Annotated in this window: 21 protein-coding genes and 1 pseudogene; 16 read left to right on the forward strand and 6 right to left on the reverse strand. The window is 45.8% G+C overall.

All coding sequences use genetic code 11. From position 1 onward, the window contains the following. The first annotated feature begins 146 nt into the window (after positions 1 to 146). The 8 genes from DY78_RS16845 to DY78_RS07835 all read left to right on the forward strand — a co-directional run bounded on the left by DY78_RS16845 (position 147) and on the right by DY78_RS07835 (position 7,518). Positions 147 to 836 carry a GntR family transcriptional regulator gene (locus DY78_RS16845; protein WP_024623640.1) on the forward strand — a complete coding sequence of 230 codons (690 nt, stop codon included), beginning with the start codon at positions 147 to 149 and terminating at the stop codon, positions 834 to 836. Positions 837 to 934: 98 nt separating this feature from the next. After that, on the forward strand, positions 935 to 2,212 hold the full coding sequence (locus tag DY78_RS07805; RefSeq protein WP_024623639.1) for a PTS sugar transporter subunit IIC: 1,278 nt from the start codon (positions 935 to 937) through the stop codon (positions 2,210 to 2,212). A 4-nt stretch (positions 2,213 to 2,216) separates the two neighbouring features. Further along, entirely contained in the window at positions 2,217 to 2,483 is a 267-nt protein-coding gene (locus tag DY78_RS07810) for a hypothetical protein (protein WP_024623638.1), read from the forward strand. After that, complete coding sequence (locus tag DY78_RS07815) at positions 2,480 to 3,571, forward strand: DUF871 domain-containing protein (protein ID WP_024623637.1); 1,092 nt, start codon at positions 2,480 to 2,482, stop codon at positions 3,569 to 3,571. The genes DY78_RS07810 and DY78_RS07815 overlap by 4 nt, the downstream gene beginning before the upstream one ends. Before the next feature lies 1 nt (position 3,572). Then, positions 3,573 to 4,688, forward strand: coding sequence for an amidohydrolase/deacetylase family metallohydrolase (locus tag DY78_RS07820; RefSeq protein WP_024623636.1), 1,116 nt, complete (start codon positions 3,573 to 3,575; stop codon positions 4,686 to 4,688). A 4-nt stretch (positions 4,689 to 4,692) separates the two neighbouring features. Then, positions 4,693 to 5,778: a DgaE family pyridoxal phosphate-dependent ammonia lyase gene (locus DY78_RS07825; protein ID WP_024623635.1), complete on the forward strand. Its 1,086-nt coding sequence runs from the start codon at positions 4,693 to 4,695 to the stop codon at positions 5,776 to 5,778. A gap of 3 nt (positions 5,779 to 5,781) precedes the next feature. Next, positions 5,782 to 6,516, forward strand: a complete 735-nt coding sequence (gene dagF, locus DY78_RS07830; protein ID WP_024623634.1) for a 2-dehydro-3-deoxy-phosphogluconate aldolase — start codon at positions 5,782 to 5,784, stop codon at positions 6,514 to 6,516. Between the two features lie 9 nt (positions 6,517 to 6,525). After that, a complete protein-coding gene (locus DY78_RS07835; RefSeq protein WP_024623633.1) occupies positions 6,526 to 7,518 on the forward strand; it encodes a sugar kinase in 993 nt (330 codons plus the stop codon). Between the two features lie 135 nt (positions 7,519 to 7,653). Here the strand turns inward: DY78_RS07835 and DY78_RS07840 are convergent, their stop codons facing one another. The 3 genes from DY78_RS07840 to DY78_RS07850 form a co-directional block, all read right to left on the reverse strand. Next, positions 7,654 to 9,939 carry a UvrD-helicase domain-containing protein gene (locus tag DY78_RS07840; protein ID WP_024623632.1) on the reverse strand — a complete coding sequence of 762 codons (2,286 nt, stop codon included), beginning with the start codon at positions 9,937 to 9,939 and terminating at the stop codon, positions 7,654 to 7,656. Positions 9,940 to 10,276: 337 nt separating this feature from the next. Continuing rightward, entirely contained in the window at positions 10,277 to 11,458 is a 1,182-nt protein-coding gene (locus tag DY78_RS07845; RefSeq protein ID WP_024623631.1) for a GNAT family N-acetyltransferase, read from the reverse strand. Positions 11,459 to 11,469: 11 nt separating this feature from the next. After that, the gene (locus DY78_RS07850; RefSeq protein WP_024623630.1) at positions 11,470 to 12,561 is read right to left on the reverse strand and encodes a DUF871 domain-containing protein; all 1,092 of its coding nucleotides are present in this window, start codon (positions 12,559 to 12,561) and stop codon (positions 11,470 to 11,472) included. Between the two features lie 163 nt (positions 12,562 to 12,724). Here DY78_RS07850 and DY78_RS07855 point away from each other — a divergent pair, with 163 nt between their 5' ends. The 5 genes and pseudogenes from DY78_RS07855 (at position 12,725) to DY78_RS07875 (ending at position 15,255) form a co-directional block, all read left to right on the forward strand. Continuing rightward, entirely contained in the window at positions 12,725 to 12,946 is a 222-nt protein-coding gene (locus DY78_RS07855; RefSeq protein ID WP_024623629.1) for a DUF2829 domain-containing protein, read from the forward strand. Beyond that, complete coding sequence (locus tag DY78_RS07860; protein WP_024623628.1) at positions 12,946 to 13,692, forward strand: 3-oxoacyl-ACP reductase; 747 nt, start codon at positions 12,946 to 12,948, stop codon at positions 13,690 to 13,692. The genes DY78_RS07855 and DY78_RS07860 overlap by 1 nt, the downstream gene beginning before the upstream one ends. 13 nt (positions 13,693 to 13,705) lie before the next feature. After that, a complete protein-coding gene (locus DY78_RS07865) occupies positions 13,706 to 14,065 on the forward strand; it encodes an HIT family protein (RefSeq protein WP_024623627.1) in 360 nt (119 codons plus the stop codon). Between the two features lie 15 nt (positions 14,066 to 14,080). Beyond that, positions 14,081 to 14,635 (forward strand): annotated as a pseudogene (locus tag DY78_RS07870) (NUDIX hydrolase); the annotation flags it as partial. A gap of 14 nt (positions 14,636 to 14,649) precedes the next feature. Beyond that, a complete protein-coding gene (locus tag DY78_RS07875) occupies positions 14,650 to 15,255 on the forward strand; it encodes a sugar O-acetyltransferase (protein WP_024623625.1) in 606 nt (201 codons plus the stop codon). A 765-nt stretch (positions 15,256 to 16,020) separates the two neighbouring features. On the opposite strand, the gene DY78_RS07880 is transcribed toward DY78_RS07875, so the two are convergent. Continuing rightward, positions 16,021 to 16,818 (reverse strand): Cof-type HAD-IIB family hydrolase, encoded by a 798-nt coding sequence (locus DY78_RS07880; RefSeq protein WP_024623624.1) that lies wholly within the window; start codon positions 16,816 to 16,818, stop codon positions 16,021 to 16,023. A gap of 20 nt (positions 16,819 to 16,838) precedes the next feature. Continuing rightward, entirely contained in the window at positions 16,839 to 18,332 is a 1,494-nt protein-coding gene (gene thrC, locus DY78_RS07885; RefSeq protein ID WP_024623623.1) for a threonine synthase, read from the reverse strand. Between the two features lie 154 nt (positions 18,333 to 18,486). On the opposite strand from thrC, the gene DY78_RS07890 reads away from it, so the two are divergent. After that, positions 18,487 to 20,205 carry a glycoside hydrolase family 13 protein gene (locus DY78_RS07890; RefSeq protein WP_024623622.1) on the forward strand — a complete coding sequence of 573 codons (1,719 nt, stop codon included), beginning with the start codon at positions 18,487 to 18,489 and terminating at the stop codon, positions 20,203 to 20,205. A 139-nt stretch (positions 20,206 to 20,344) separates the two neighbouring features. Then, positions 20,345 to 20,635 carry a helix-turn-helix transcriptional regulator gene (locus DY78_RS07895; protein WP_024623621.1) on the forward strand — a complete coding sequence of 97 codons (291 nt, stop codon included), beginning with the start codon at positions 20,345 to 20,347 and terminating at the stop codon, positions 20,633 to 20,635. A gap of 55 nt (positions 20,636 to 20,690) precedes the next feature. On the opposite strand, the gene DY78_RS07900 is transcribed toward DY78_RS07895, so the two are convergent. After that, positions 20,691 to 21,383, reverse strand: a complete 693-nt coding sequence (locus DY78_RS07900) for an EAL domain-containing protein (RefSeq protein WP_024623620.1) — start codon at positions 21,381 to 21,383, stop codon at positions 20,691 to 20,693. Positions 21,384 to 21,479: 96 nt separating this feature from the next. Between DY78_RS07900 and DY78_RS07905 the strand changes: the two genes are divergently transcribed. Further along, the gene (locus DY78_RS07905; RefSeq protein ID WP_024623619.1) at positions 21,480 to 22,835 is read left to right on the forward strand and encodes an FAD-dependent oxidoreductase; all 1,356 of its coding nucleotides are present in this window, start codon (positions 21,480 to 21,482) and stop codon (positions 22,833 to 22,835) included. Positions 22,836 to 22,874 lie beyond the last annotated feature (39 nt).

Raw genomic sequence — 22,874 nt, forward strand, 5'->3', positions numbered from 1 at the left:
AGGTTATGCTGAACAATTTGTCCAAAAATTCGGATTAAATTTGCAATCTACCAGATACATTAATAATTTGCATTCTGGTAGTTTATGTATATTATAATGGCATAGCGTCATATGATTTTATTAATATGCAATTTGGAGTGATGACGATGATAAGCGGAACTTTGTATCAAAAAACTGCCGCCGATATTAAGAAAAATATTTTGGCCGGAAAATATGAAGTTGGGACGCTGATTCCCACCGAAAATGAATTAGAAACGATGTATGGGGTTAGCAAGATTACGATTCGCAAGGCCGTTGAATTGCTGGTCGCAGAAGGTTATTTAGAAAAAAAAAGTGGCATTGGGACTAAAGTCATCAGTAATAACTTGTTCAACAAGTTATCCAAAGCCAAGTCCTATTCGTCAATCGTGAATGAATATGGTGACTTATCCAAGACTATTTTAAAAATTAAGTTAGTTGATCCACAAGGAACGCCATTTGCCGCTTCGGGACAACCAGTTTTATATATCAAGCGGTTATACGCCTTAAACCAGACGCCCTTTATTATCTTTGAACACTACTTGCCCAATGTCGGCATTCAAAGTGGGTTGAAAGATTTGCGGCACCAGTCGCTCTACAAAATCTTAAAAGATAGTGGTCAAGATGTGCATAATTTTAATGATCAATTCCGGGCCGTGAAGTTGTCGGCGGCTGACCAAAAGACCTTAGCCACGACAGAAGAAATCGGCTTAAAGCGGATTCGGCAAGGGTATGACCGCCTTGGCAATTTGATTGAATACTCGTTAGCGATTTACGATACGAATAAATTTCCCTATGAAATCGAATATGAAATTTAGATTTTTATATTTGAATATTTCAATTTAAAACGTGTTAAGCGTTTACATCATAACATTATAATGTTATGATGATTACGAAATTGAGGAGGGACTTTTTAATGGATAATTTTGTGAACATGCTCAACGCGAAAGTGTTACCCTTTGCGAACAAAATGGGTACCCAGCGCCACATGACGGCGATTCGGAAAGGGATTATTTCAACGTTACCGCTGACGATTGTCGGGTCGTTTTTCACGCTGATCAACAACATCCCCATCGAAGCGGTCGCCAAAGTCATGCAACCGTACCAAGAAATCTTGGATATTCCGTTTCGATATACGGTCGGTATCTTGGCCTTGTATGCCACGTTTGGGATTGCGTCATCATTGGCGGAAAGCTACAAACTAGATAAGTTGACCAACGGGGTGTTGGCGGTCTTGGCATTCTTAGTCTCAACGGCGGCCCCGATTCATGTGGTCAAAGGGGCTAAAGGGGTTATCGATGCGGGTCGGTATATAAATATCGCCAATTTGAGCGCGTCTTCTTTGTTTGCGTCAATTGTAACCGGTTTATTGAGTGTTGAAATCTATCGGTTCTTAAAAAATAAGAACATCACGATTAAGATGCCGGCCGGGGTACCACCGGAAGTTTCCAATTCATTCGTCGCTTTAATTCCGGCCGCGGTTATCTTGTTACTTTTCTGGGTATTACGCTATATTTTGAATTTCAATATCGCGTCGGCTTTGAGTACGATTTTAATGCCATTAAAGGGCATCTTAGTTGGGAATAGTCTGATAGGTGGCTTGTTAACCATCTTCTTAATTACTGGTTTTTGGACGTTAGGGATTCACGGGGCCGCCATTATGGACCCCATCGTGCGGCCATTCTGGGAAATGTCGATTGCGCAAAATATGAGTGAATTCGCTGGTGGGACGAGCGCTAACCATCTCTCCACCATCTTCACGGAACAATTCTTACAATGGTTCATTTGGATTGGGGGTGCCGGGGGGACGTTAGCGTTAGTCGTCTTGTTCATGTTCTCCAAGTCCGCCTATTTGAAAGATTTAGGTAAACTGGCAATCTTACCAGGTCTGTTCAATATCAATGAACCCATCGTCTTTGGGGCCCCAATCGTGATGAACCCCATCTTAGGAATTCCGTTCATCGTCGGCCCATTAGTAACTGGGACCTTGTCCTATATCATGACGGTCACCGGGGTCGTACCGATGATGATGTTACGGCTGCCATTTACGATGCCCGGACCATTAGGGGCTTTTCTAAGTACGAACTGGAGCGTCCCGGCATTGATTCTGTCGTGTGTCAACTTCATTATCGACTTAGCCATTTACTACCCATTCTTTAAAGTATTTGAAAAACAACAACTCGAAAAGGAGTAAGCGCATGTATTACTTGATTGGTTTAGCGGCCTTTTTCATCATTAGTGAAATCATGGTCGCCAAAAAGCTGGTGCCAGCGTGGTTAACGAACATTTCGGCTGGTAAAACAATCTGGCGTTCCGTCCTAATCTTATGTGGCGTGGCCATTATCGGCATGATTTTTAAACTGGCGATTCCACTCACTATCTTGGCGACGATTTATTTAGCTACAGTAATTTCGAATAAATATTTAACGATTTTTTCAAAAATGGAAGCTGGTAAGAAAATATGACTAAACGTACTTTAGGAGTGTCCATTTACCCGGACCACAGTGATCCGGCGGCTGATAAAAAATATTTAGCAACGGCCGCTGAAAATGGCTTTACGCGGATTTTTATGAGTATGTTAGAAGTCAGCGATGGTAAAGCCGCCGTTACTGCGAAGTATCAAGATTTGATTAGCTATGCCAAAACGTTAGGCTTTACAACCACCTTAGATGTGGCGCCTAGTATTTTTGACCAACTGGGCATCTCCTATCAAGATTTGAGTTTCTTTGCCGAACTTGGTGCTGATGGCATTCGCTTAGACGAAGGGTTCGATGGCCGTCAAGAAGCATTGATTTCATTTAATCCGCAAGAACTTAACATTGAACTCAACATGAGTAATAACGTCGATTATTTAAATAATATTCTGTCTTATAACGCCAATGACCCATTCATTTATGGTTGTCATAACTTTTATCCCCAGCGCGGGACTGGTCTACCGCTCGACTTTTTCGTCGCCTGCTCGGAACGCTTTAAAAATCATGGCATTGAAACAGCGGCCTTTGTGACCTCACCAGCCGGGACGATTGGGCCGTGGAGTATTAACGATGGCTTACCAACACTGGAAATGCATCGCGACTTGCCACTCAGCCTACAAACGCAGCATTTATTTGCGACGAACTTGATTGACTGCGTCCTAATTGGTAACGCCTATGCTTCTGATGAAGAACTACAACAACTCGGCGCATTGAATCGTTATCAGTTAACTTTACCCGTGCAAGTGAACACGACGGCTAGTCCGGTTGAAAAAGAAATCATGCTAACGGCTCAACATGTGCGGCGCGGCGATATTACTGATCAAGTGGTCCGTTCGACGGAAGTGCGCAAAACATACGCAGATGTTGCGAACCCGCAACACGGCGCCACCCATGATTTTCAACGGGGCGATGTGGTTATTGGCAACGATTCGTTTGGTAAATATAAGAATGAATTACAAATCGTGTTGCAGCCCCATCATGACGAGCGCAAAAACTTAGTCGGGACGATTTCTGATACGGCAGCATTCTTGCTCGATTACGTGACCCCGTGGGCGAAGTTTAAATTGGAGGCAATTTAACATGACGGATTTATACGTAAAAAATGGCCGTGACGCTAGCGGTCAACCGTTGGAGGTCCTCATTAGTGGAGGAGTCATTACCCAAGTCGGGGCTCATTTGGATGATACTAGTGCGACGGAAGTCTTAGACGTCGATGGTGCCATTATTTCAGCGGGATGGATTGATGATCATACGCACTGTTATGAAAAATTAACCTTGTATTATGATGACCCCGATTTAGATGGCTATACGACCGGAGTGACGACCGTGATTGATGCCGGGTCAACTGGGGCCGATAATATCGCGGACTTTTATGAACGGACGCGGGCTAAGAAAACTAACGTCTATGCGATGATTAATATTTCTAAAACCGGGATTTTAGCGCAGGACGAATTAGGTGACATGGCCCGGCTGCAATTTGACCCGTTACAAATGGCCATTAGTAAATATCCAGACTTTATTGTCGGTTTGAAAGCGCGAATTAGTAAGTCGGTCGTCGTCGACAATGGTATTGAACCACTGAAAGTTGCCAAAGATTTTCAACAACGGTTACGGCAACGGTTGCCTTTAATGGTACACGTCGGGACTAACCCGCCGGACTTAGATGAAATTATGTCACAACTGACGCGCGGCGATATTATGACCCACTGTTTTAATGGCAAAGCGAACGGTATTTTAGCGGCTGATGACCAAGTTAAGGACTTCGTTAAACGGGGGTACGCAGCGGGCATTGTTTTTGACATTGGTCACGGGACGGACAGTTTTAACTTCCATACGGCAACTATTGCCAAGCAAAATCAATTAACACCGGCGACCTTGAGTACGGATATTTATCACCATAATCGTGAAGCGGGTCCCGTCTATAACATGGCAACGTGTATTGAAAAAATGTTATATCTCGGGTATCCGTTAACAACTGTCTTGCCAATGATTACGAGCCATCCCGCGCACAACTTTAACCTGGCACGTAAAGGAGAACTCAAGAGTGGTTATGATGGTGATTTGACGATCTTCAACGTGACTCCCGGACACCATGAATTAACGGATTCCAACGGCAATACCGCCACGGCGACGACGTTAGTCCAACCACAATATAGCGTCATCGGCGGGCACGTTTATCAGATTGGGGGACATTAACTAGATGGATATTTATGAAAAATACCAATTAAAACATGTCATCAACGCAGATGGCAAGATGACGATTTTAGGCGTTTCCAAAGTTTCGGATGATGTTGTGGCGGCCCAAAAATTGGGAGCGCAAAACTTCTTTGAAATGGCTGACCTAGTCGTGCAAACTGGTCAATACGTCGCTAAATTAGTGGGCGCCGAAGATGGCTTAATCGTCAACTCAGCTTCTGCCGGGATTGCGCAAGTCATTGCCGGTTTGATTGGGCAAGGTAGTTTATACCATGTCTATCATCCATATACCGACCGTATCACCAAGCGTGAAGTAATCATGCCAATGGGCCACGATGTCGATTACGGCGCGCCGATGGACGTTATGTTGAGCGTCGCGGGGGCCAAGATGGTGCCGGCGGGTTACGCCAATATGTGTACACCGGAACATCTGGCGATGCAAATTACGGATCAAACGGCGGCCATCTTATATATCAAGAGTCATCATACGGTGCAAAAGAGTATGTTGTCGATTCCGGCGGCGATTGAGGTCGCCCATCAACATGGCTTGCCGTTAATCTTAGATGCGGCGGCGGAATCTGACTTGACTAAGTATCTCAAAATGGGCGTCGACGTGGTGGTATACAGTGGCGCTAAAGCCATCGAAGGTCCAGCTTCCGGGGTCGTCTTCGGTAAGGCCCGCTATATTGAATGGGCGCGCCTTCAAAGTAAAGGCATGGGCCGAGCGATGAAGATTGGTAAGGAAAATATCATCGGCTTGACTCAGGCAATTGAGCAATACTTACAAGTGGGCCCCGAAACTGGGGAACATATGCGGGCGCGCCTAGAACCATTCGTGGCCGACTTACAACAAATTAAGGGCCTTACGGTTAGTATCGCGCAAGATGGCGCTGGCCGCCCGATTTATCGGGCGAGTGTTAAAACGGACCGTGCTAGCGAGATTTGTGACCAATTACGGCACGGTCAACCCGCAATTTATGCCCGGGAATACCGGGTTAATGAAGGCATTATTGAATTTGATATTCGTGCCGTGGATGCGAATGAAATGGCACAAATTGTTACTAGTCTTAAAAACATTATGGAGGGGTAAATCATGGAATTAAAACCAAATTACTTAGCAAATGGCATCTGTTTAAACGTCTTAGCCAACTCAGTCGAAAATGCGAAGGCTTGTTATGATGCCGCGGAAGGCCACGTCGTCTTAGGGGTCTTAACCAAGAACTATCCAACCGATGAAGCGGCGATTGAAGATATGTTGAAATATAAGGCTGAAATCAACAATGCCGTTTCCGTTGGCTTAGGCGCCGGAGATCCCAACCAAAGTGCGATGGTCGTGCGGGTAGCGGAAGCTGTACAACCACAACACGTTAACCAAGTTTTTACCGGAGTGGGTGCCAGCCGTGCACGGTTAGGCCAAACCGAAACCATTATTAACGGGTTAGTCTCACCCACTGGCAAAGTCGGTGTGGTTAATATCGCAACGGGTCCATTGAGCAGTCAAACAACGCCAACGGAAGTACCGATTGAAACGGCGATTGCGCTCCTAAAAGATATGGGTGGTTCGTCGATTAAGTTCTTCCCAATGAAGGGGTTAGCGCATATCGAAGAATTCAAGGCTGTGGCGCAAGCCTGTGCCGACCATGACTTCGACTTGGAACCAACTGGTGGCATTGATTTAGAAAACTTTGAACAAATCGTCAAGATTGCTAAAGACGCGGGCGTTAAGCGCATTATTCCGCATGTTTACAGTTCGATTATCGATAAAGCAACCGGCGATACACGTCCAGAAGATGTTGCTAAATTATATGCTATGATTCAACAATTTTAAGGTGTCGCGATGAAAATTTTAGCTTTTGGGGAAGTGTTATTACGCTTAACCGTCCCTGAACAACTGTTGTTGGAACAAAGTGATGTCGTGCGGATGTCGACCGTCGGCACGGGCGTCAACTTATTAGGTAGTCTCGCACACTTCGGTTATCCAACGGCCATCATGACGAAACTTCCGGCCAATCATCTCGGACTCAAGGTTGCCGCTGATTTACGACGACTCGGCATTAGTGATGAATTTGTGGGCTACACCGGTGGTCATCTAGGGAGTTTCTTCGTGGAGCTCGGCCACGGCTCGCGGCCTGAACGGGTCACTTATCAAGACCGCTTAGCCAGTTCTTTCTGTCAAGCGGACGTCAGTGACTATGATTTAGAAGCGGCCTTAGTCGGCGTCGATTACGTGCATATTTGCGGAATCGCGTTGAGCTTAACGGACCAAACGCGTTCCGTTGTGACCCGGTTAAGTGAGTTGGCGCATGCTAAAGGGATTACCGTGTGTTTCGACTTTAATTATCGGATGAGTTTGAATGCTGGTAATACCCATGCCACGATGAAAGCCCGCTATCAACAAGTTTTGCAACAAGCGGATGTCGTTTTCGGCAGTCGGCGTGATTTGACGGATTTATTAGATTACCCTGATTTACCCGATGCTGAGCTCTTTGCCCAATTCACGAATGATTTTAACATTAGTTACTTCGCGGGTAGTCGGCGAACCTTTGAAGCGCATGATAAGTATTTCCAAGGCTTTATCATGCACGATGGTGAATTGTATCAATCCAAACCGCGGGAACTAAAAATCTTAGATCGCATTGGGAGTGGTGATGCTTTTGCGAGCGGCATCATCACGGGCCTAATCGAGCAATGGACCTTTGATAAGACTTTGGAATTTGCGGTTGCCAATTCAGTGCTCACGCAAGAAACTTTGAATGATACCCCCATCTTTGACAAGGCCGATATTTTCCGGTACTTAGATTCGGATGGTAAAAATGAATTGATTCGTTAGTGTCTTTGGGTTGACGTTGCGGCTACAAAAATAGTAAAAAGTGAATGGGTACCTGATGAAATTTCAACTTTATCGGGTGCTCATTTTTGAGTTAAGCGTAGTCTGTTTTATTGACTAAAGGCCGCTCTGACTGGTTTAAAATAAGCTACCAACTAGCAACGGGGTCGCCAGCTGTTGATCTTGAGCGTGATAGTACGTGGCGCTGGTTAAGGCTAATTCCGCATACAAGGGTGGGGCAAAGCGACCACGGGGATAATCGAGGTATAGCCGCTGCTTGCTGCGAGTCATGGCGACATATAAAAGGCGCCGTTCGGCTTCGATTAAGCTCGTGTAACCAAGTACCCAGTGATAACCAAGCTGGCGTTCGCTTTGACTTGGGTCACCAATCAATGTCCGGTAAATATCGGCGAGTTCTGCCGTGGCGAATAAATTACCGAGGAGCTTAGGGGCCGCTTGTTGATAGCGATTGAAAGTTTCAAAAAATTGTTGATAACTGCATGTCGGTGGGAAAAATTGATCTAGTTTTAAACTGCCTGGATGAATCTCGGTATCGTGGTAGCTGAAAATAAAGACGTGCGTAAATTCGATCCCTTTCGTTTGATGAAAAGTGAGGGCCATGACGTTATCAGGAGGGGTCGGCTGGTTGAGCAAGTGCTTCAATTGATACCGCTTATGGCGTTCGCGTTTAAAGAAGGCCGGGGGTGTTAAGTTGCGAACCGTGCTGGCTAAGTAAGCCTGCATATCGGCATAAAGCGTCAGCGATGGCTCGCCACGTTGTTCCGTTAACCAATCGTAATAGCCACTTAATGCATCGGTCACGAGCGTCAATAATTCGGTGAGAATTTGGGGATGGGTGACCGGTTCGGCATGGCAAGTTTGGACAAAGGCCAAAATGTCAGTAATCGTTTGGTCCTTCAAATCGGGGTCGATTTCGTTGAGGGCGCAATGTTGATTGTAGTGAGCCACGGCGGTCAAGTAGTCACTAATGGTGAGTAGCCGGGTCTTGCTCATGGCTTCCACGGCCAATAAATGGCGGTGGAATTTACTGAAGCCAAATTGATAGGCATGTTGTTTCAATAATATATAGTTGTCTTCCCAAAAAGCGCGCATGATATCAACGTGGGCCGAGTATAACGGTTGTTCTTGTAAGGTAGCAGCTTGGTGTTGCATGTTCACATAGATGTCCTGATTGGCTAAAATATCCGCTACCCAAGCGCGGGTTAAGTTAGACCGGCATAATATGGCAATTTGATTATTCACAATGGTGGGTGTATCTACGAGGGTCGCAATTTGTTTAAATAACGGATTTTTAGGATCAATGCTTGCGTGCTGATTTTGCACGATTAATTGGCCGGGCGTCATGGTCCGCGCAGTTAAGGATTTATCCGCACGGTGGTGATTTTTAGTAATCATCGGGGTAACACTCGCTAAGATAGTTTGGTCAGTACGGTAATTGGTCGTTAAGGTAAAGACTTGTGATTGGTCAAAGTAGTCATTAAATTCAAGCAAATATTTGGCCGAACTGCCACGAAATTCATAGATATTTTGGTCGTCGTCACCAATCACGACTAGCCGTTGTAAGACGGTTGGCGAAAATAAGTTGATGAGAATTTGCCACTGCAACGTGTTGATGTCTTGAAATTCATCCAAATAAACTTGTTCAAAAAAATCGGCATGGCGTTGTAATACCGGTTGTGTGCTGGCATCAGTTAGTCCAGCTAGGACGAGTAATTGTAAATCGTTGAAGTCTAGCAAACCATCGTTATTTTTAAGTTGTTGATATTTGTGAATGACCACTAAGTAAGTGGCATAAAAGTCGTTGGTGTGGTGGCAGCGTAATATGCCTTCTAGTTTGCGCATGCCTTGCAAAAAATTCGAAACGGGCTGGTCATCAATCGTTAATTCATAACCGTTCGTCGAATAGCTCCCGTTAATCAGTTGTTCATAGAGGTCGAACATGTCAGCGAGTACTAGCTGGGCCGGCAATTCCGATTGCAGGCGATAAATGTAGGGAACCAGCTTAGCGGTGTAGTGTTGATAAGTGGGTAAAACTTCCACGTTGGCATAGGCTGGCAATTGGCGCAATAAGTGTAAAAAGAAAGCATGAAAGGTCATAAAGTGGGGCATTTCGGCCGTTAAATTGGGAACGGTGGACCGCAATTGGTCGGCATATTTGACGTACGTCGTCGTTAGTTGTTGTTGGCCCGCTTTGGAAAAAGTCAGTCCTAAGGTGTGAGCCGGTTGTGTCGAGTCCGCTAAAGCTCGCATTAAGGTCATTAAAATCAGCGTTGTCGTTTTACCCGCGCCCGCGCAGGCGTTAATCACCGTCGGCCGATTTTGGGCGGCAGTTAAGATGGCAATTTGTTCGTGAGAGAGTTCAAAATCAAGGGTCTTTTGCAGCTTGGTCAAGTTAGGTTCCATCGCAAATAGCTCCTTTGTATGAATCAGCAATCAATTGGTTAACTGCAGTGTACTATGTGACTAAAACCGGCGTCAATTAATGGGGACCAGCGGGTTTAATGAAAATCGCGGAATATTTAAATATTAGTGTTGCAGAGTCGGTTGTTGCTAGCCGCAATTGCTAATGGGCGTCATGGTAAATATTTTTTAATTTATGCTCGGAGGCGACTGTCAGCAACCCAGTTTCGACGATAAAAAAACAAAATTGGTGCCTGATGAAATGTAGCTTTCATCAGGCACCAATTTTTGAGTTAATCTTAGTATGTTTTAGGGTAAAAATTTCACGCGCGGAAAACCGTTAGAAGTAATCGATGAGCGCCGGTTTTTGATGAACTAAACTAGCGTCTAACCGGTGCGCAGCGGTTAAGTCACCTTGAATTAAGCCGTGTTGCCAAGCGCTAGTTAACGAACGCGCGCCGAACAATGCTTTAGTAAGTTGTTGAATGGTTAGTTGCAAGTCACTAGGGCTGTCTAGCGTGGCTTTAACCCGGTTCATTGTGACGCGGCCAGCGTTAACGCTGAGTTCCCAGATACCTTGATTAATGGCCAATGTTTCGTCCGTAATGGCGAGGCGGATGGTCGTTAAGTCGTGGGTGAAAGGGTATTCCGCTAGAAAGTCATGCAGTAACACGATGCGCGCCATCATGTATGGCGTGGTCGTTACGTTAATACTGTAAGGATCGGCGAATAAGTCAAAGCCGGCTTGTTCGTCGGGACCTTCGTAACTGAACGTGCTAAAAGTTGTGCCATGTTTAGTCACAAAATTGGCTAACCGTTCATAGGCGGTCGGGGTACTCGTGGCCCATTCCTTAATGACGAAGGCTTCCGGTTGTCGTTCGTAGACGAGATAACCTTCAATTTGGTCAGCTGCATTGCGATAAATGGCCACGGACCAAGCGTGTTTTTCAGTTAAATAATTTAACCACCAACTTGAACGAATTAGGCCCCCGCGTTGGTTAGCCGGTTGCGCGGCATAAAAATCATTAACGAGCGCTAAGCCTTCATTGCCATACCGCGTAATGCTGCCACTAAAATCATGGGGTTGGATGCGCGGTAACTTATCAGCGGCAATCGTTTGTAACGTGTGGTTGAAGACTTGCTCATAACCGAATTTGCGATAGTAGCTGAAGGAGAATGGTGCCAAATAAGATAATGGAATCTTGTTAGCAACCATTTCATTTAAGGCCGCCGTAATTAATTTACCAGCACCGCCACGCCCGGAATATTCAGGCGCACTCATCACATCACCGATACCATTCATCGGATAAGTGACGCCATAAAAATTGACAGCTAAGGGCAGACTGTATAAACCACTGACAAGTTGATCATGGTCGTGAAGTCCATAAATCCAGCCGTGTTGATAACGGTCCATGAAAAATGTGCGCCGCGTGGGCGTGTCATGATTGTTGAACGCATATTGATATAACCGATAAAAGGCTTCACGGTCCGTATCAGTGGTTAACCGAAAGTTTTCCGTCATAGTAGGCCTCCTTAGTTAGCGGCGATTAATTGGAAATCAGCCCATGGTGCTAATAAACTCAAGAGTTGGCGATCGTTGTCGACGATGTGACCCACAACGTTAATCCGACCGGTATTCTTAAAGTCGCGGCGCGCAATTTGGAGTTCACCTTTGTATTGACCAAATTCATCGTTGTCGATTAAGACGTCGCCAACTTTGACATCGTTAGTGTGATGGGCAGGAAAGGCTTCGTTTTTATAGATGACCCGGGTTTCAGAAGACCGGATGACAAAGTCTGAGAAGTCCCCACGATATGTTTGTGGTTGGTCAAATAAGGCGGCGTGTTCAGCTTTGGAGATACCTTCAGCGACGTGCATGTGTAAGAGTGGTAGGGGACTGAAGAAGACTTCGGCCGCGGCTTTTAGTTCCGCTTCACTCGCATAAGCATTCCCAATTAAAACGTCGTCGATTAAACCGGTCATCTTTAAATGTTGCACTTGAGCAGCTAAGTCTAAACCACGATGTTGTTCTAAGGTACATAAACCATCTTGCATTGGCCATGGCCCATAAGTGGCATCATTGGATGAAACAAAAGCTGCAGTATTAATGCCGTATTGCCGATACTGTTCAGAAGTCTGAACAAAGTAATCGTAGCCTAAGCCGGTAAATTCTTGTGGGTAGAAGTTATGTGATCCTAATAAGTTATCCTTTTCAGGAGAGTAGTCCATAATTGTGTCAACGTAGTGCGTCCCTTTGGACATATTGACTTCGATTTTAATCCCATAAGGGTTGTGGGTCATCCGCGCTTCTTCTTGGCCGGTAAAGCCTAAGTCTAAGCGGACCCCCCAGGCACCTAAGTCATGGAAGAAGCTCAAGTCATCGTATGAAACACCGAGTTGTTTGAATAAATCTGGGTTCACATCGACCATCACGTCGAGGCCTAATTTATTCGCGTAAGCGATGACTTTTTTGAAATTAGTGACCACTTCGTCTTGATCACCTTTGATTTCTAGTAATGATGTAAAAACTCGTTTAAAACCATATTTTGCAGCTAAATCTAAGTAGGCCGCATCCTTTTCAAAGGTTGACCGTTCTGGGTAGACGGATACACCAAGTTTACTCATAAAAAAATCCCTCCATGTTTGATTGTTGTATTCGCTTACATTGTAGCATGAATAATTGGTCCATACCAGCGATATTCAAAATTTGTACCAACAAATTTTGCAACTGTTTTTATGGCGCTGATTATGATAGGATTTGGGTAATAAAACATATGGAGGGTTTGGCATGACATTTGAAGCAGTATTACCAGATTTAAAAGCTGGCAAAAAGGCGGTCCGAACAGGATGGGAAGGGACCGAACTTTATGTGGTATTACAGCCAACGACGACGTATCAAGGCGATGTGCTGAACCCGTACTTTTTAATCAAAACGGCTGATGAAGCCTTCAGCTTATGGTCACCAACGGATTGCGATATCTTAGCTGAAGATTGGCAGTTGGTCGACTAATGCAATTTACGGAATTCGCCAACCAAACGGTACTAATTACCGGGGCGGCCTCCGGGATTGGTCAAGCCCAAGTACGGGCCTTTTTAGCGCAACAAGCTGCCGTTATTGCCATCGATATTCAAGCCCAACCAGCCGCGTTATTAGCATCGCCTAAGTTGAGTTATCAAGTGGCGGATGTCAGTGATGCGGCGCAACTAACACAAGCCATTATGGCCGGTGTCAGTGCACTAGGTCAGCCGAGTATCGTTTGTAATACGGCTGGCAAGCTTGACGATTACCGGCCCACGCTCAAGACGAGCTTGACCGAATGGCAAACGATTTTGGCGACAGACTTAACGAGTCAATTCTTAGTCACGAATCTCGTGTTACCAACGATGTTGACTCAAAAACACGGGGTGTTCGTCAATATGGCATCAATTGCGGGACTCGTGGCCGGTGGTGGTGGGGCAGCTTATACTGCTGCTAAGCACGCGATTATTGGCTATACGAAACAACTCGATGTTGATTATGCGGCGCAAGGCATTCGCGCCAACTGTATTGCGCCCGGGGCGATTGATACGCCGATGAATGCGGCCGACTTTGCCGGTGATGGCAAGATGGCCAAGTGGGTTGCCAAAGAGACGCCCGCTAAACGCTGGGCGCAACCGAGTGAAGTGGCTGACTTAACACTGTTTTTAGCGAGTCGCCATGCGGATTACATTCATGGCACTGTCGTTCCGATTGACGGTGGCTGGATTGCCAAATAATTGAGGCATATTTATGAAAGCATGTATTTTTTGTCAGCCGCAGCCATACGTCTTAGAAAATGACCGAGCTGAGGCTTTTTATGATATTCACCCGGTCAGTCGGGGCCATTTGTTGATTATTCCCAAGACCCATTATCCGACTTATTTTGATGTGCCCGTGGCTGACCGCGAGGCGATGTTGGCCTTATTGAATGAAGCGAAGGCGTTGCTAGATACCCAGTTGCAGCCGGATGGTTATAATATTGGGATTAACGTTGGGGCCCCGGCTGGGCAAACGGTAATGCATTGCCATATCCATTTGATTCCGCGTTATCACGGCGATACGCCGGACCCGCGCGGGGGGATTCGCAAGATGTTACCAGGTGAAAAGTAAGGGAGCGAAATTTTAATGACGACTAAGTTTAAAAATCTCGGTCGGACCGGGACTGTGCTAAGTAAAAAACAGGTCTATGATGGCCCGATATTTAAGCTGTACAAAGAAACGATTAAAACGCCGGATGGGTTAGAAGTGGAACGCGACTTGATTGATCACGGGAATGCCGTGACCATCTTGGCCATGACCGCGGATGACCAAGTAGTGCTCGGGTCGGAATACCGGGTCGGTCGCAATGCCGAAACGGTGAGTTTGCCAGCGGGGTTGATTAATGGGGATGAAGACCCCTTAGTCGCCGCCAAGCGGGAACTACAAGAAGAAACTGGCTATGTGGCGCATGATAGCCAAGTAATGACGGCCATCACTTCATCGGAAGGTTTTACGAACGAAACAGTGACGTTAGTGTTGACCCATATTGACGCTAACGAACGGGCGGAACGTCACTTTGACCACGATGAATACGTGAATACTCAGTTGGTACCCCTGGCGGAAGTTATCGCCATGATGAAGCGCGGGGAAATTCGGTCCGCGCAAGGGTTATGTGCTTTGAACTGGTATTTGAATTTTGTACGCGAGCCTAATCAATGGATATTAATGAAAAATTCGCTTATATGGCGACGGGCCAACCATACAATGATTTAGATGTGGAATTAGTCGCGTTGCGCGATGCCGCAACCGTTAAAACGAATGCCTTGAATGCCACGGATGATGTTGATGAAAAAGCGCGCCTTTTTCAAGCGTTGGTCGGTAAAACTGGGCCGCGGCCCTTCGTCAATCCAAGTTTTCGGGTCGAATTTGGCCGCAACATTCAAGTTGGCGCGGACTTTTATGCCAACTATGATTGCACGTTGCTGGATGGTGCGCCGATTACGATTGGCGACCACGTCTTGTTTGGTCCCAAAGTCGGGTTATATACGAGTAACCATTTATTCGATGCGACCGAACGTGAATTAGGTGGCTGTATTGCTAAGCCGATTACGATTGGCAGTCGTTGTTGGTTAGCCGCCAGTGTGACGGTTTTACCAGGCGTCACGATTGGCGATAATACGATTATTGGTGCCGGCAGTGTGGTGACGCATGATATTGCTGCTAACGTGATTGCGGCTGGGAATCCTTGCCAGGTCATTCGACCGATTACGGCGGCCGACCAGACTGGGTTTGATGGGCAACAATTTAAATTGAATCATTAATTAAACTAGTAAAAGAGTAGCTAATGAAATTGAATTTCACCAGCTACCCTTTTTTATTTTGATTGTCGAAACGTGGTCCAGCAGGGGGCTTTCCAAAGATTGGTGAATCTGGAATTGCCGCAGTTGGCTGACCGTAATTCCATCGTCCTGGGACCGGTCCAAGCCTGAGAAGCGGTCTTGGACCTCACTTTTGAGCCCATACCCCAGGTCTCAAAAGATGTCCGTGGTGTAAACGGCCAAACAACGCCCGTTAACGCCACTTTCAGGACGATTCCATTACGGTCAGCCAACTGCTAAGTTACTGTTCAATTTCAAAAAATTAAGTAAATGAATTGGTGATTGAAGATTTTTGATGGTGGTTGCGATAATTAAAAACTAGCCACCAATAACCGACTTTAAGAAAGAACCTTCAAAGATGTCGGTGGCGTAAGTTCGGCAAAAAATAGCCGTACTAACGTCACTTGCACGGCAACTTCCATTGCTACGGACTCACAACTGAATTGATTTTCCCTTAAGAAAACGTGGTATCACTTCGAGGTATCCGCCAACGAAGTGATTAATTGGTCTATCAGCGACTTGGCTGGTCGGGTATGCTAGTTGTGGATTCACCAATGCATGGAAAGATCCCTGTTGGCGCACGTTTCGACAATAAAAATGATAAAAAACAAAATAGGTGCCTGATGAAAGTTAATTTTCATCAGGCACCTATTTTCGAGTTAATCTTAGTATGATTATTTTAATTGTCGAAACGTGGTCCAGCAGTAATTAGTTAAAATACTTTTCCAAGAAAACCGCCACGCCATCTTCATCATTACTCAATGTTTCATCAGTCGTTACCGCTTTGACGGCGGGAATGGCATTGTTCATCGCCACGCCAACTTCGGCCGCTTTGAGCATGCCAAGGTCATTTTCTTCATCACCGAACGCCATCAAATTGGTGTAATCTTCATCGAAGTGACTCAGCAATTGCTTCAAGCCACTAGCCTTATCGGTATGATTAGGCAAGAATTCCAATAAGTTACGCCGTGATGGCACGGCATGGAAACCGTTAGCAATGTTAGTCGGTAAGCTGTCACGGTTATCCACCGCTTGAGCGGAAGCACTGACTACTTTACCGAATAAGTCGTCACCCGGTAAGTCGGCAAAGCTGACGTCACTAAACGGCATTAAGCCGTTCAAAAATTCTTCGTACGGTGATTTGCCTAAATCAATTAGCGAGTAGACTTGGTGCAAGTCGATGACATCTAGGGGTAACCCGGTAGCTTGGGCATAGTCATACAAAGGTTTAATGTCGGCTTTTGTAATACTAGTGCGGGCTAGCACGTCCCCAGTGGCATTTTGTTGGACCAGACCGCCGTTGAAGGTGATCGAGTAATCACCGGGTTCTGTTAAACCAAGTTGTTTAATGAGTGGTTGGATGGCCTTAATCGGTCGACCGGTGCACAAAACGACGCGTTTTCCGGCAGCGTGCAGGCGCTTGAGCACTTGTTCGTTACGGGGCGAAATCGTTTTGGCCGAAGTTAGTAAAGTGTTATCTAAATCGAGAGCAATGGTCGTAATCATGGCAAAATATCCTTTCTGAACTACTTTAAATTTAAAATATCTTGAATCGCTGCTGCCATTTGGTCCGGTTCACTCGTCCGGTCATGCCGAACGGGGGCCGTCCGCAAATTTTCAACGGTCGCTGGAATCGTGGTTTTGATAATGTCGTGTAACTGATCAACCGCCGTCAACCCATCCACGGTAACGTCGCTAGCCGTAATGGCTTTTAAGACCGCTCGGGGGAACTTATACGGACTGGCCGTTGAAACGACCACCAAGGGCCGCATATCTTTAGTGGCGTCTTGGTATTGATGAGCCACGGCCGAAGCAACCGCCGTATGCGGGTCAATCGTATAGTGATGTTCATTGAAAACGTGATGAATTTCGGCTTGGTCTTGGCCCTCGGTCGCAAAACCAGCCCAGAAGTCAACAATCTGTTGTCGCATGGCCGGTGTTAACGTGTATTGACCCGTCGTAGTTAAATCGTTCATTAAGCCAGCCGTTTGCACCGGATCTTCACCGGTTAAGTAGAAGACTAGTCGTTCCAAGTTACTGGAGACTAAAATATCCATCGATGGAGAACTCGTTAAATGGAATTCCCGATTTTTGTTATAGACCCCGGTATTGAAGAAATCTGTCAACACGTTATTACGGTTCGAGGCACAAATTAATTTATGAATCGGGGTGCCCAGTTTTTTAGCATAGTAACCGGCTAAAATATCACCGAAGTTACCAGTTGGCACACTGAAATTAATCTCGTCACCATTTTTGAGGTGGCCTTGTTTAATTAGTTGGGCATACGTATAAACGTAATAAGCAACCTGTGGGAATAACCGGCCGATGTTAATAGAATTAGCGCTTGAAAATTGGAACTCATTGGCGGCTAACTGGGTCCGCAAATCTTGGTCGTTTAAGAGTTCTTTGACTTTAGTTTGGGCATCATCAAAGTTCCCATTAATGGCGATAACGTAAGTGTTATCCCCAACTTGCGTCACCATTTGCTGTTTTTGAATGGCACTGACGCCATCTTGCGGATAAAAAACAATGATGCGGGTCTGATCAACGTCGGCAAAACCAGCCATCGCCGCTTTACCAGTATCGCCAGACGTGGCGGTTAAGATGACGACTTCCGCGTCTAAATGATTTTTCTTAGCCGCCGTCGTCATTAAATGCGGTAAAATTTGTAAGGCTAAGTCTTTAAAAGCAATCGTTGGACCATGGAACAATTCCAAATAGTAAGCTTGCCCATGTTTAGCAACGGGGGCAATGGCCACATCGTCGAATTGATTGCCATAAGCCGCGGTAATGCAGGCTTTCAGCTCCGCTTCGGTATAGTCGGTGAAGAAGAGTTTTAAAACTTCGTAAGCGACTCCTTGGTACGACATGGTCGCTAACTTATCAAAATCAAAGTTAGCTTGCGGTAAGTCAACGGGAACAAAGAGTCCTCCGTCAGGCGTGAGGCCTTGTAAAACGGCTTGTGAACTAGTCATGGTGTGACTTGCAGTTTCACGGGTACTGCGATAAAGTGTTTCCATGGATGAACGTCCTTTCAAATGATTTTGTCTAAATCATACACTAAATTACGCGTGAGCGGGGGCGTTTTCAAGAAAATCACCGATTGATTATTGGAATTTAGCGGTTATGTTAACTTTAAAATGTAACCGGTTACTAAAAAGGAGCTAGTTAACGATGCAATTAGCAGGAATTTTACATCGACCTGAAAGTGAAGATACCGCGATTTTAGCGGACCATCAAGTTTTGATGCGGCTCAAAACTGCCCGTCAAGATATTGAACAAGTGGAATTATATTATGCTGATATGTACTTATGGCAAGAAGGCGCGCCGATGCAACATGCCACGATGCACGCCGGTCTCGCCACGCAAGGAAATCAATATTGGACGTTAAACGTGGACATCCCCACTAACCGGTTGATTTATGCGTTTAAACTGACCGACTTGGCGGGGGAAACGCTCGGTTATGGTGATGAAGGTTTCTTTGATGATACTGCCGCCAATTGGGCTGTTACGGGACGGTACTTCCATTTACCATACTTACACGTCAGTGATGCGGAACTACCACCAGCGTGGGTCAAAGATACGGTCTGGTATCAAATCTTCCCAGAACGCTTTGCCAATGGCGATACCACGAATGATCCGGCCAACGTGCAACCGTGGGGCCAAGGTCCGGTAAAACGGGATTCATTTTATGGCGGTGACTTAAAAGGAATTATCAACCATCTCGATGACTTAGCCGATTTAGGTATTAATGGCTTATATTTATGCCCAATCTTCACATCACCATCCGATCATAAATATGATACGATTGACCACTTTGAAATTGACCCGCATTTTGGGACGAAAAAGGATTTTCAAGCGTTAGTAGACGGCGCGCATGCTCGCGGGATGCGGGTGATGTTGGACGCGGTCTTTAATCATTTTGGCGATCATTCGCCACAGTGGGAAGATGTCGTGAAAAATGGCCAAAACTCGCGCTTTGCTGATTGGTTCCATATTCATGATTTCCCCGTCGGTCGCAATGCCGACGGTCAATTGAATTATGAAACATTTGCAACCGGTGCGGCGATGCCGAAAGTAAATACGCAAAATCCGGCGGTCCAACAATATTTGATCGACGTGACGAAATATTGGATTGAACAATTCAACATTGATGCGTGGCGCTTTGATGTGGCCGATGAAGTCGATCATGGTTTTTGGCGGAACTTGTGCGGCGCTTTACGTGCGGTCAAACCCGACGTTTACTTATTAGGTGAAGCTTGGCACAGTAGTCAAGCGCTCGTCAATAATGGCCAATTTGATGCCGTGATGAACTATCCGTTGACGCAACCAATCTTAGTGTTGTTTAATGGTGAGTTGACTTTAGACGATTACGTTGGCAAGACCAATTTGCAATTGATGCAATATCGCCAACCTAATCAACAGGCGATGTTTAATGCGCTGGATACTCACGATACTGCGCGGATGTTGACCATTTTCCACGATGATACGACTAAAGTCCGGGCCGCCTTGACCTTGCTAATGTTGTTACCGGGGAGTCCCTGTATTTATTATGGGACCGAAGTCGGGTTAGCCGGTGGTCCCGATCCCGATAATCGCCGGTGCATGGAATGGGACGAAACGAACCAAGACTTGGACTTGCGCCAATTCGTACAAACTTTGATTGCCTGGCGCAAAGCCCACAGTGACTTTTTAGCGACGAGTGCCATTAGCTGGCAAGTTCAGGGGGCGAGTTTGACGTTAACACGCCAAACGGATGACCACCGGGTGCGGGCGCGCTTCAATCTTGGCGATGCGCCTATCGCAGCCTTGACTGCGGGTAAAACCATGGTTGCCAGTGGCTTAAAGACTGGTGAACTGAGTGTTGGTGGCTTTGAATTAGGGATTGAATAGCTACAATAAATGGAATTTTTCGAAACGCTTGGCTATTTTTGTGATGGTCAAGCGTTTTTTGGTCGTTAATATAGTTGATTTATGGTTGCCGCTGGCTATCGTAATTGCTGAAAAGTGTCGCATTAAAGAGGTGATCGATATGAGTAAAATTGATGAATATGCCAGTCGACGGCGTCAGGATGATGCCCAATTCGCCCAAGCTGCCCAACTGGCTAATATTAATTTAGTTGTGGCGGTCCAAGTTAGAGCTTTACGTGAACAACTAGGGCTGACACAACGGGCCTTTGCCCAATTAATTCATAAACCCCAATCAACTGTTGCTAGATTAGAAACTGGCGCTATGAATGCTTCAACGAAGTTATTAAGCGAAATTGCGTTGGCGACGAATCAGCAGGTAACTATCGAATTTTCACCACTGGTCAAAGCATAAAAAATAGCTGTGGTTAAGACCCAAGTGAAACTTGGTGTACTAATCACAGCTATTTTTAGTTGGCAAAATGATCGCCAGGCAAAGCTAATAATTGGGGTTTGCCAAAATAATAGCCTTGTTGATATTTGATGCCGAGTTGTTGACTGCGGGTGGCATCGGCCGCATCTTCCACGCCTTCTAAAATCAAGCGTAAGCCGTATTCTACACTGATTGCGCGCCAAAAATGTAGCTTTTGTTGCATTGGGGGATTCTTTAAATCGAGTTGGAAGTTTTGCAACGCAAATTTGATTTCTGACATGTAGGGCAATAAGTCTTCAATCTCATTAAAATAGTTATCGCCGGTGCCAACATCATCTAACGATAATTGCATCCCTTGTTGCCGAAAATGTTTGAGTTGGGGCAACAGTTCGGCCACGGTATACTTTTGTGGACTGTCAGCTTCGGTCAACTCCACGACTAGTTTAGTGGGGTAGAGTTGTTGTTGACTTTTAATGATAGCGTCGGCAATCGTGGTCGTCATTAATTGGGCCCGGCTAATATTTACGGAACAGTAGCGGACTTTTAATGACAGGATTTTGGTGGTAGCCACGAGTAAGTCGGCGATGATTTGTGAGTCAATCGTTAAAAATGATGCGGGAATCCGCCAACCAGCCGGCGTATATTCTTTCATCAATAATTCATAGCCATTAATCGTTTTAGTCGCCGTATTGACTTGGGGTTGTACAAAAAAACGGTAAATGGGTGCCATTGAAAGCGCCTCCTCATAAGCGATTGGTTTACTTAAATTATAATAACAGTATACTATAATATGTTGCTAATCGTTGGTTAGAAGAGGAGAAATTGAATGAAAGTCGTCGTCGTTGGGTTCACCCATGCTGGAATAGCAGCGGTTGAACAAGTCTTAACTACTTATCCAGAAGCCGAAATTACGGTGTATGAGCGTCAAGCTAAAATCTCATATTTATCGTGTGCGACTTACTTACATATCGAGGGGACCATCCCCGAACTCAGTGATGCGATGTATGCTGATCCCGCGGATTTTGAAAAACAGGGCGTCACGATGGCTTTGCAACATGATGTGATTAATATTGATAGCAATGTCCATACGTTGCTTGTCCAAGATTTAATCACCAAGCAGATGGCGACGACTCACTATGACAAATTAATTATGACCACTGGTTCGATTACGGCCATTCCCGCCATTACGGGAATTGAGAATCCCAAAGTTTTGTTGTGCAAAACTTATGACCAAGCGCATGATCTTTGTCAGCATACGGTCCAACAACGCCGTATCGCCATTATTGGCGGAAGTTATGTGGGTGTCGAGTTAGCCGAAGCGTACATTAATTCCGGTCACCAAGTCTTATTACTACAACAAACCGCACACTTGTTAAATAAGTATGTCGAACCCTTAATTGCGGACCAAGTGGCCGACGTCCTCGTTGAAAAAGGCGTTCAAGTAGTGACCAATGCGCAAGTTACCGCGTTTGCAGATACTGCGGATGACCAGTTACTTGTAACGACCAAACAAGGTGATTTTGTGGTGGATATGGCAGCGATGAGTGCCGGCATGGTGCCCCAAACCGACTTATTGGAGGGCCAAATCGCGATGGCGGCCAATGGGGCCATCTTAACGGATGACTATATGCAGACTTCAGACCCTGATATTTTGGCGGCGGGCGATGCAGCTGCTAGTCACTTTAATCCAACCAAAAGCAATGTGTATGCGCCTTTGGCTTCACAAGCCGTGCGGCAAGGGGCGCTAGCGGGGATGAATGTTGGTGAACGGCGGTTACGGTCGATTGGCACGCAGATTTCGACCGGGATGATGGTCTTTGGTCATACGGTCGTCGGGACGGGTCTAACATTGGCAAGTGCCCAAGCTGCCCAGCGACATGTCGCGCATGTCGTCTATACGGGGGCGTATCGCCCAGAATTTATGCCCGACGCGGTACCAGTGACGGTTGAATTAATTTATGATCGCAATAACCGCCAAGTGCTCGGTGCGCAGCTGATGAGTGAACATGATGTGTCACAAGCTGCTAATACCGTGTCCGCGTTCATGCAAAATGGTGGGACCATTGACCAGTTGGCATTTCTTGACATGTTATTTTCACCGAACTTCAATCAACCATTCAATTATTTGAATCTAGCGGCGCAGTTAGCGGTTAAACAAGAAAATGGCTACTTAAGAACTTAATTTGATTACAACGACAGCGGACTGAAGTTCAACACTTCA

The organism is Lactiplantibacillus fabifermentans DSM 21115, from assembly GCF_000498955.2.
Taxonomy (GTDB): domain Bacteria; phylum Bacillota; class Bacilli; order Lactobacillales; family Lactobacillaceae; genus Lactiplantibacillus; species Lactiplantibacillus fabifermentans.

Coding starts and splice junctions, on each gene's coding strand:
- DY78_RS16845 (WP_024623640.1), top strand. CDS start 147: ATGATAAGCGGAACTTTGTATCAAAAAACTGCCGCCGATATTAAGAAA.
- DY78_RS07805 (WP_024623639.1), top strand. CDS start 935: ATGGATAATTTTGTGAACATGCTCAACGCGAAAGTGTTACCCTTTGCG.
- DY78_RS07810 (WP_024623638.1), top strand. CDS start 2,217: ATGTATTACTTGATTGGTTTAGCGGCCTTTTTCATCATTAGTGAAATC.
- DY78_RS07815 (WP_024623637.1), top strand. CDS start 2,480: ATGACTAAACGTACTTTAGGAGTGTCCATTTACCCGGACCACAGTGAT.
- DY78_RS07820 (WP_024623636.1), top strand. CDS start 3,573: ATGACGGATTTATACGTAAAAAATGGCCGTGACGCTAGCGGTCAACCG.
- DY78_RS07825 (WP_024623635.1), top strand. CDS start 4,693: ATGGATATTTATGAAAAATACCAATTAAAACATGTCATCAACGCAGAT.
- dagF (WP_024623634.1), top strand. CDS start 5,782: ATGGAATTAAAACCAAATTACTTAGCAAATGGCATCTGTTTAAACGTC.
- DY78_RS07835 (WP_024623633.1), top strand. CDS start 6,526: ATGAAAATTTTAGCTTTTGGGGAAGTGTTATTACGCTTAACCGTCCCT.
- DY78_RS07840 (WP_024623632.1), bottom strand. CDS start 9,939: ATGGAACCTAACTTGACCAAGCTGCAAAAGACCCTTGATTTTGAACTC.
- DY78_RS07845 (WP_024623631.1), bottom strand. CDS start 11,458: ATGACGGAAAACTTTCGGTTAACCACTGATACGGACCGTGAAGCCTTT.
- DY78_RS07850 (WP_024623630.1), bottom strand. CDS start 12,561: ATGAGTAAACTTGGTGTATCCGTCTACCCAGAACGGTCAACCTTTGAA.
- DY78_RS07855 (WP_024623629.1), top strand. CDS start 12,725: ATGACATTTGAAGCAGTATTACCAGATTTAAAAGCTGGCAAAAAGGCG.
- DY78_RS07860 (WP_024623628.1), top strand. CDS start 12,946: ATGCAATTTACGGAATTCGCCAACCAAACGGTACTAATTACCGGGGCG.
- DY78_RS07865 (WP_024623627.1), top strand. CDS start 13,706: ATGAAAGCATGTATTTTTTGTCAGCCGCAGCCATACGTCTTAGAAAAT.
- DY78_RS07875 (WP_024623625.1), top strand. CDS start 14,650: ATGGATATTAATGAAAAATTCGCTTATATGGCGACGGGCCAACCATAC.
- DY78_RS07880 (WP_024623624.1), bottom strand. CDS start 16,818: ATGATTACGACCATTGCTCTCGATTTAGATAACACTTTACTAACTTCG.
- thrC (WP_024623623.1), bottom strand. CDS start 18,332: ATGGAAACACTTTATCGCAGTACCCGTGAAACTGCAAGTCACACCATG.
- DY78_RS07890 (WP_024623622.1), top strand. CDS start 18,487: ATGCAATTAGCAGGAATTTTACATCGACCTGAAAGTGAAGATACCGCG.
- DY78_RS07895 (WP_024623621.1), top strand. CDS start 20,345: ATGAGTAAAATTGATGAATATGCCAGTCGACGGCGTCAGGATGATGCC.
- DY78_RS07900 (WP_024623620.1), bottom strand. CDS start 21,383: ATGGCACCCATTTACCGTTTTTTTGTACAACCCCAAGTCAATACGGCG.
- DY78_RS07905 (WP_024623619.1), top strand. CDS start 21,480: ATGAAAGTCGTCGTCGTTGGGTTCACCCATGCTGGAATAGCAGCGGTT.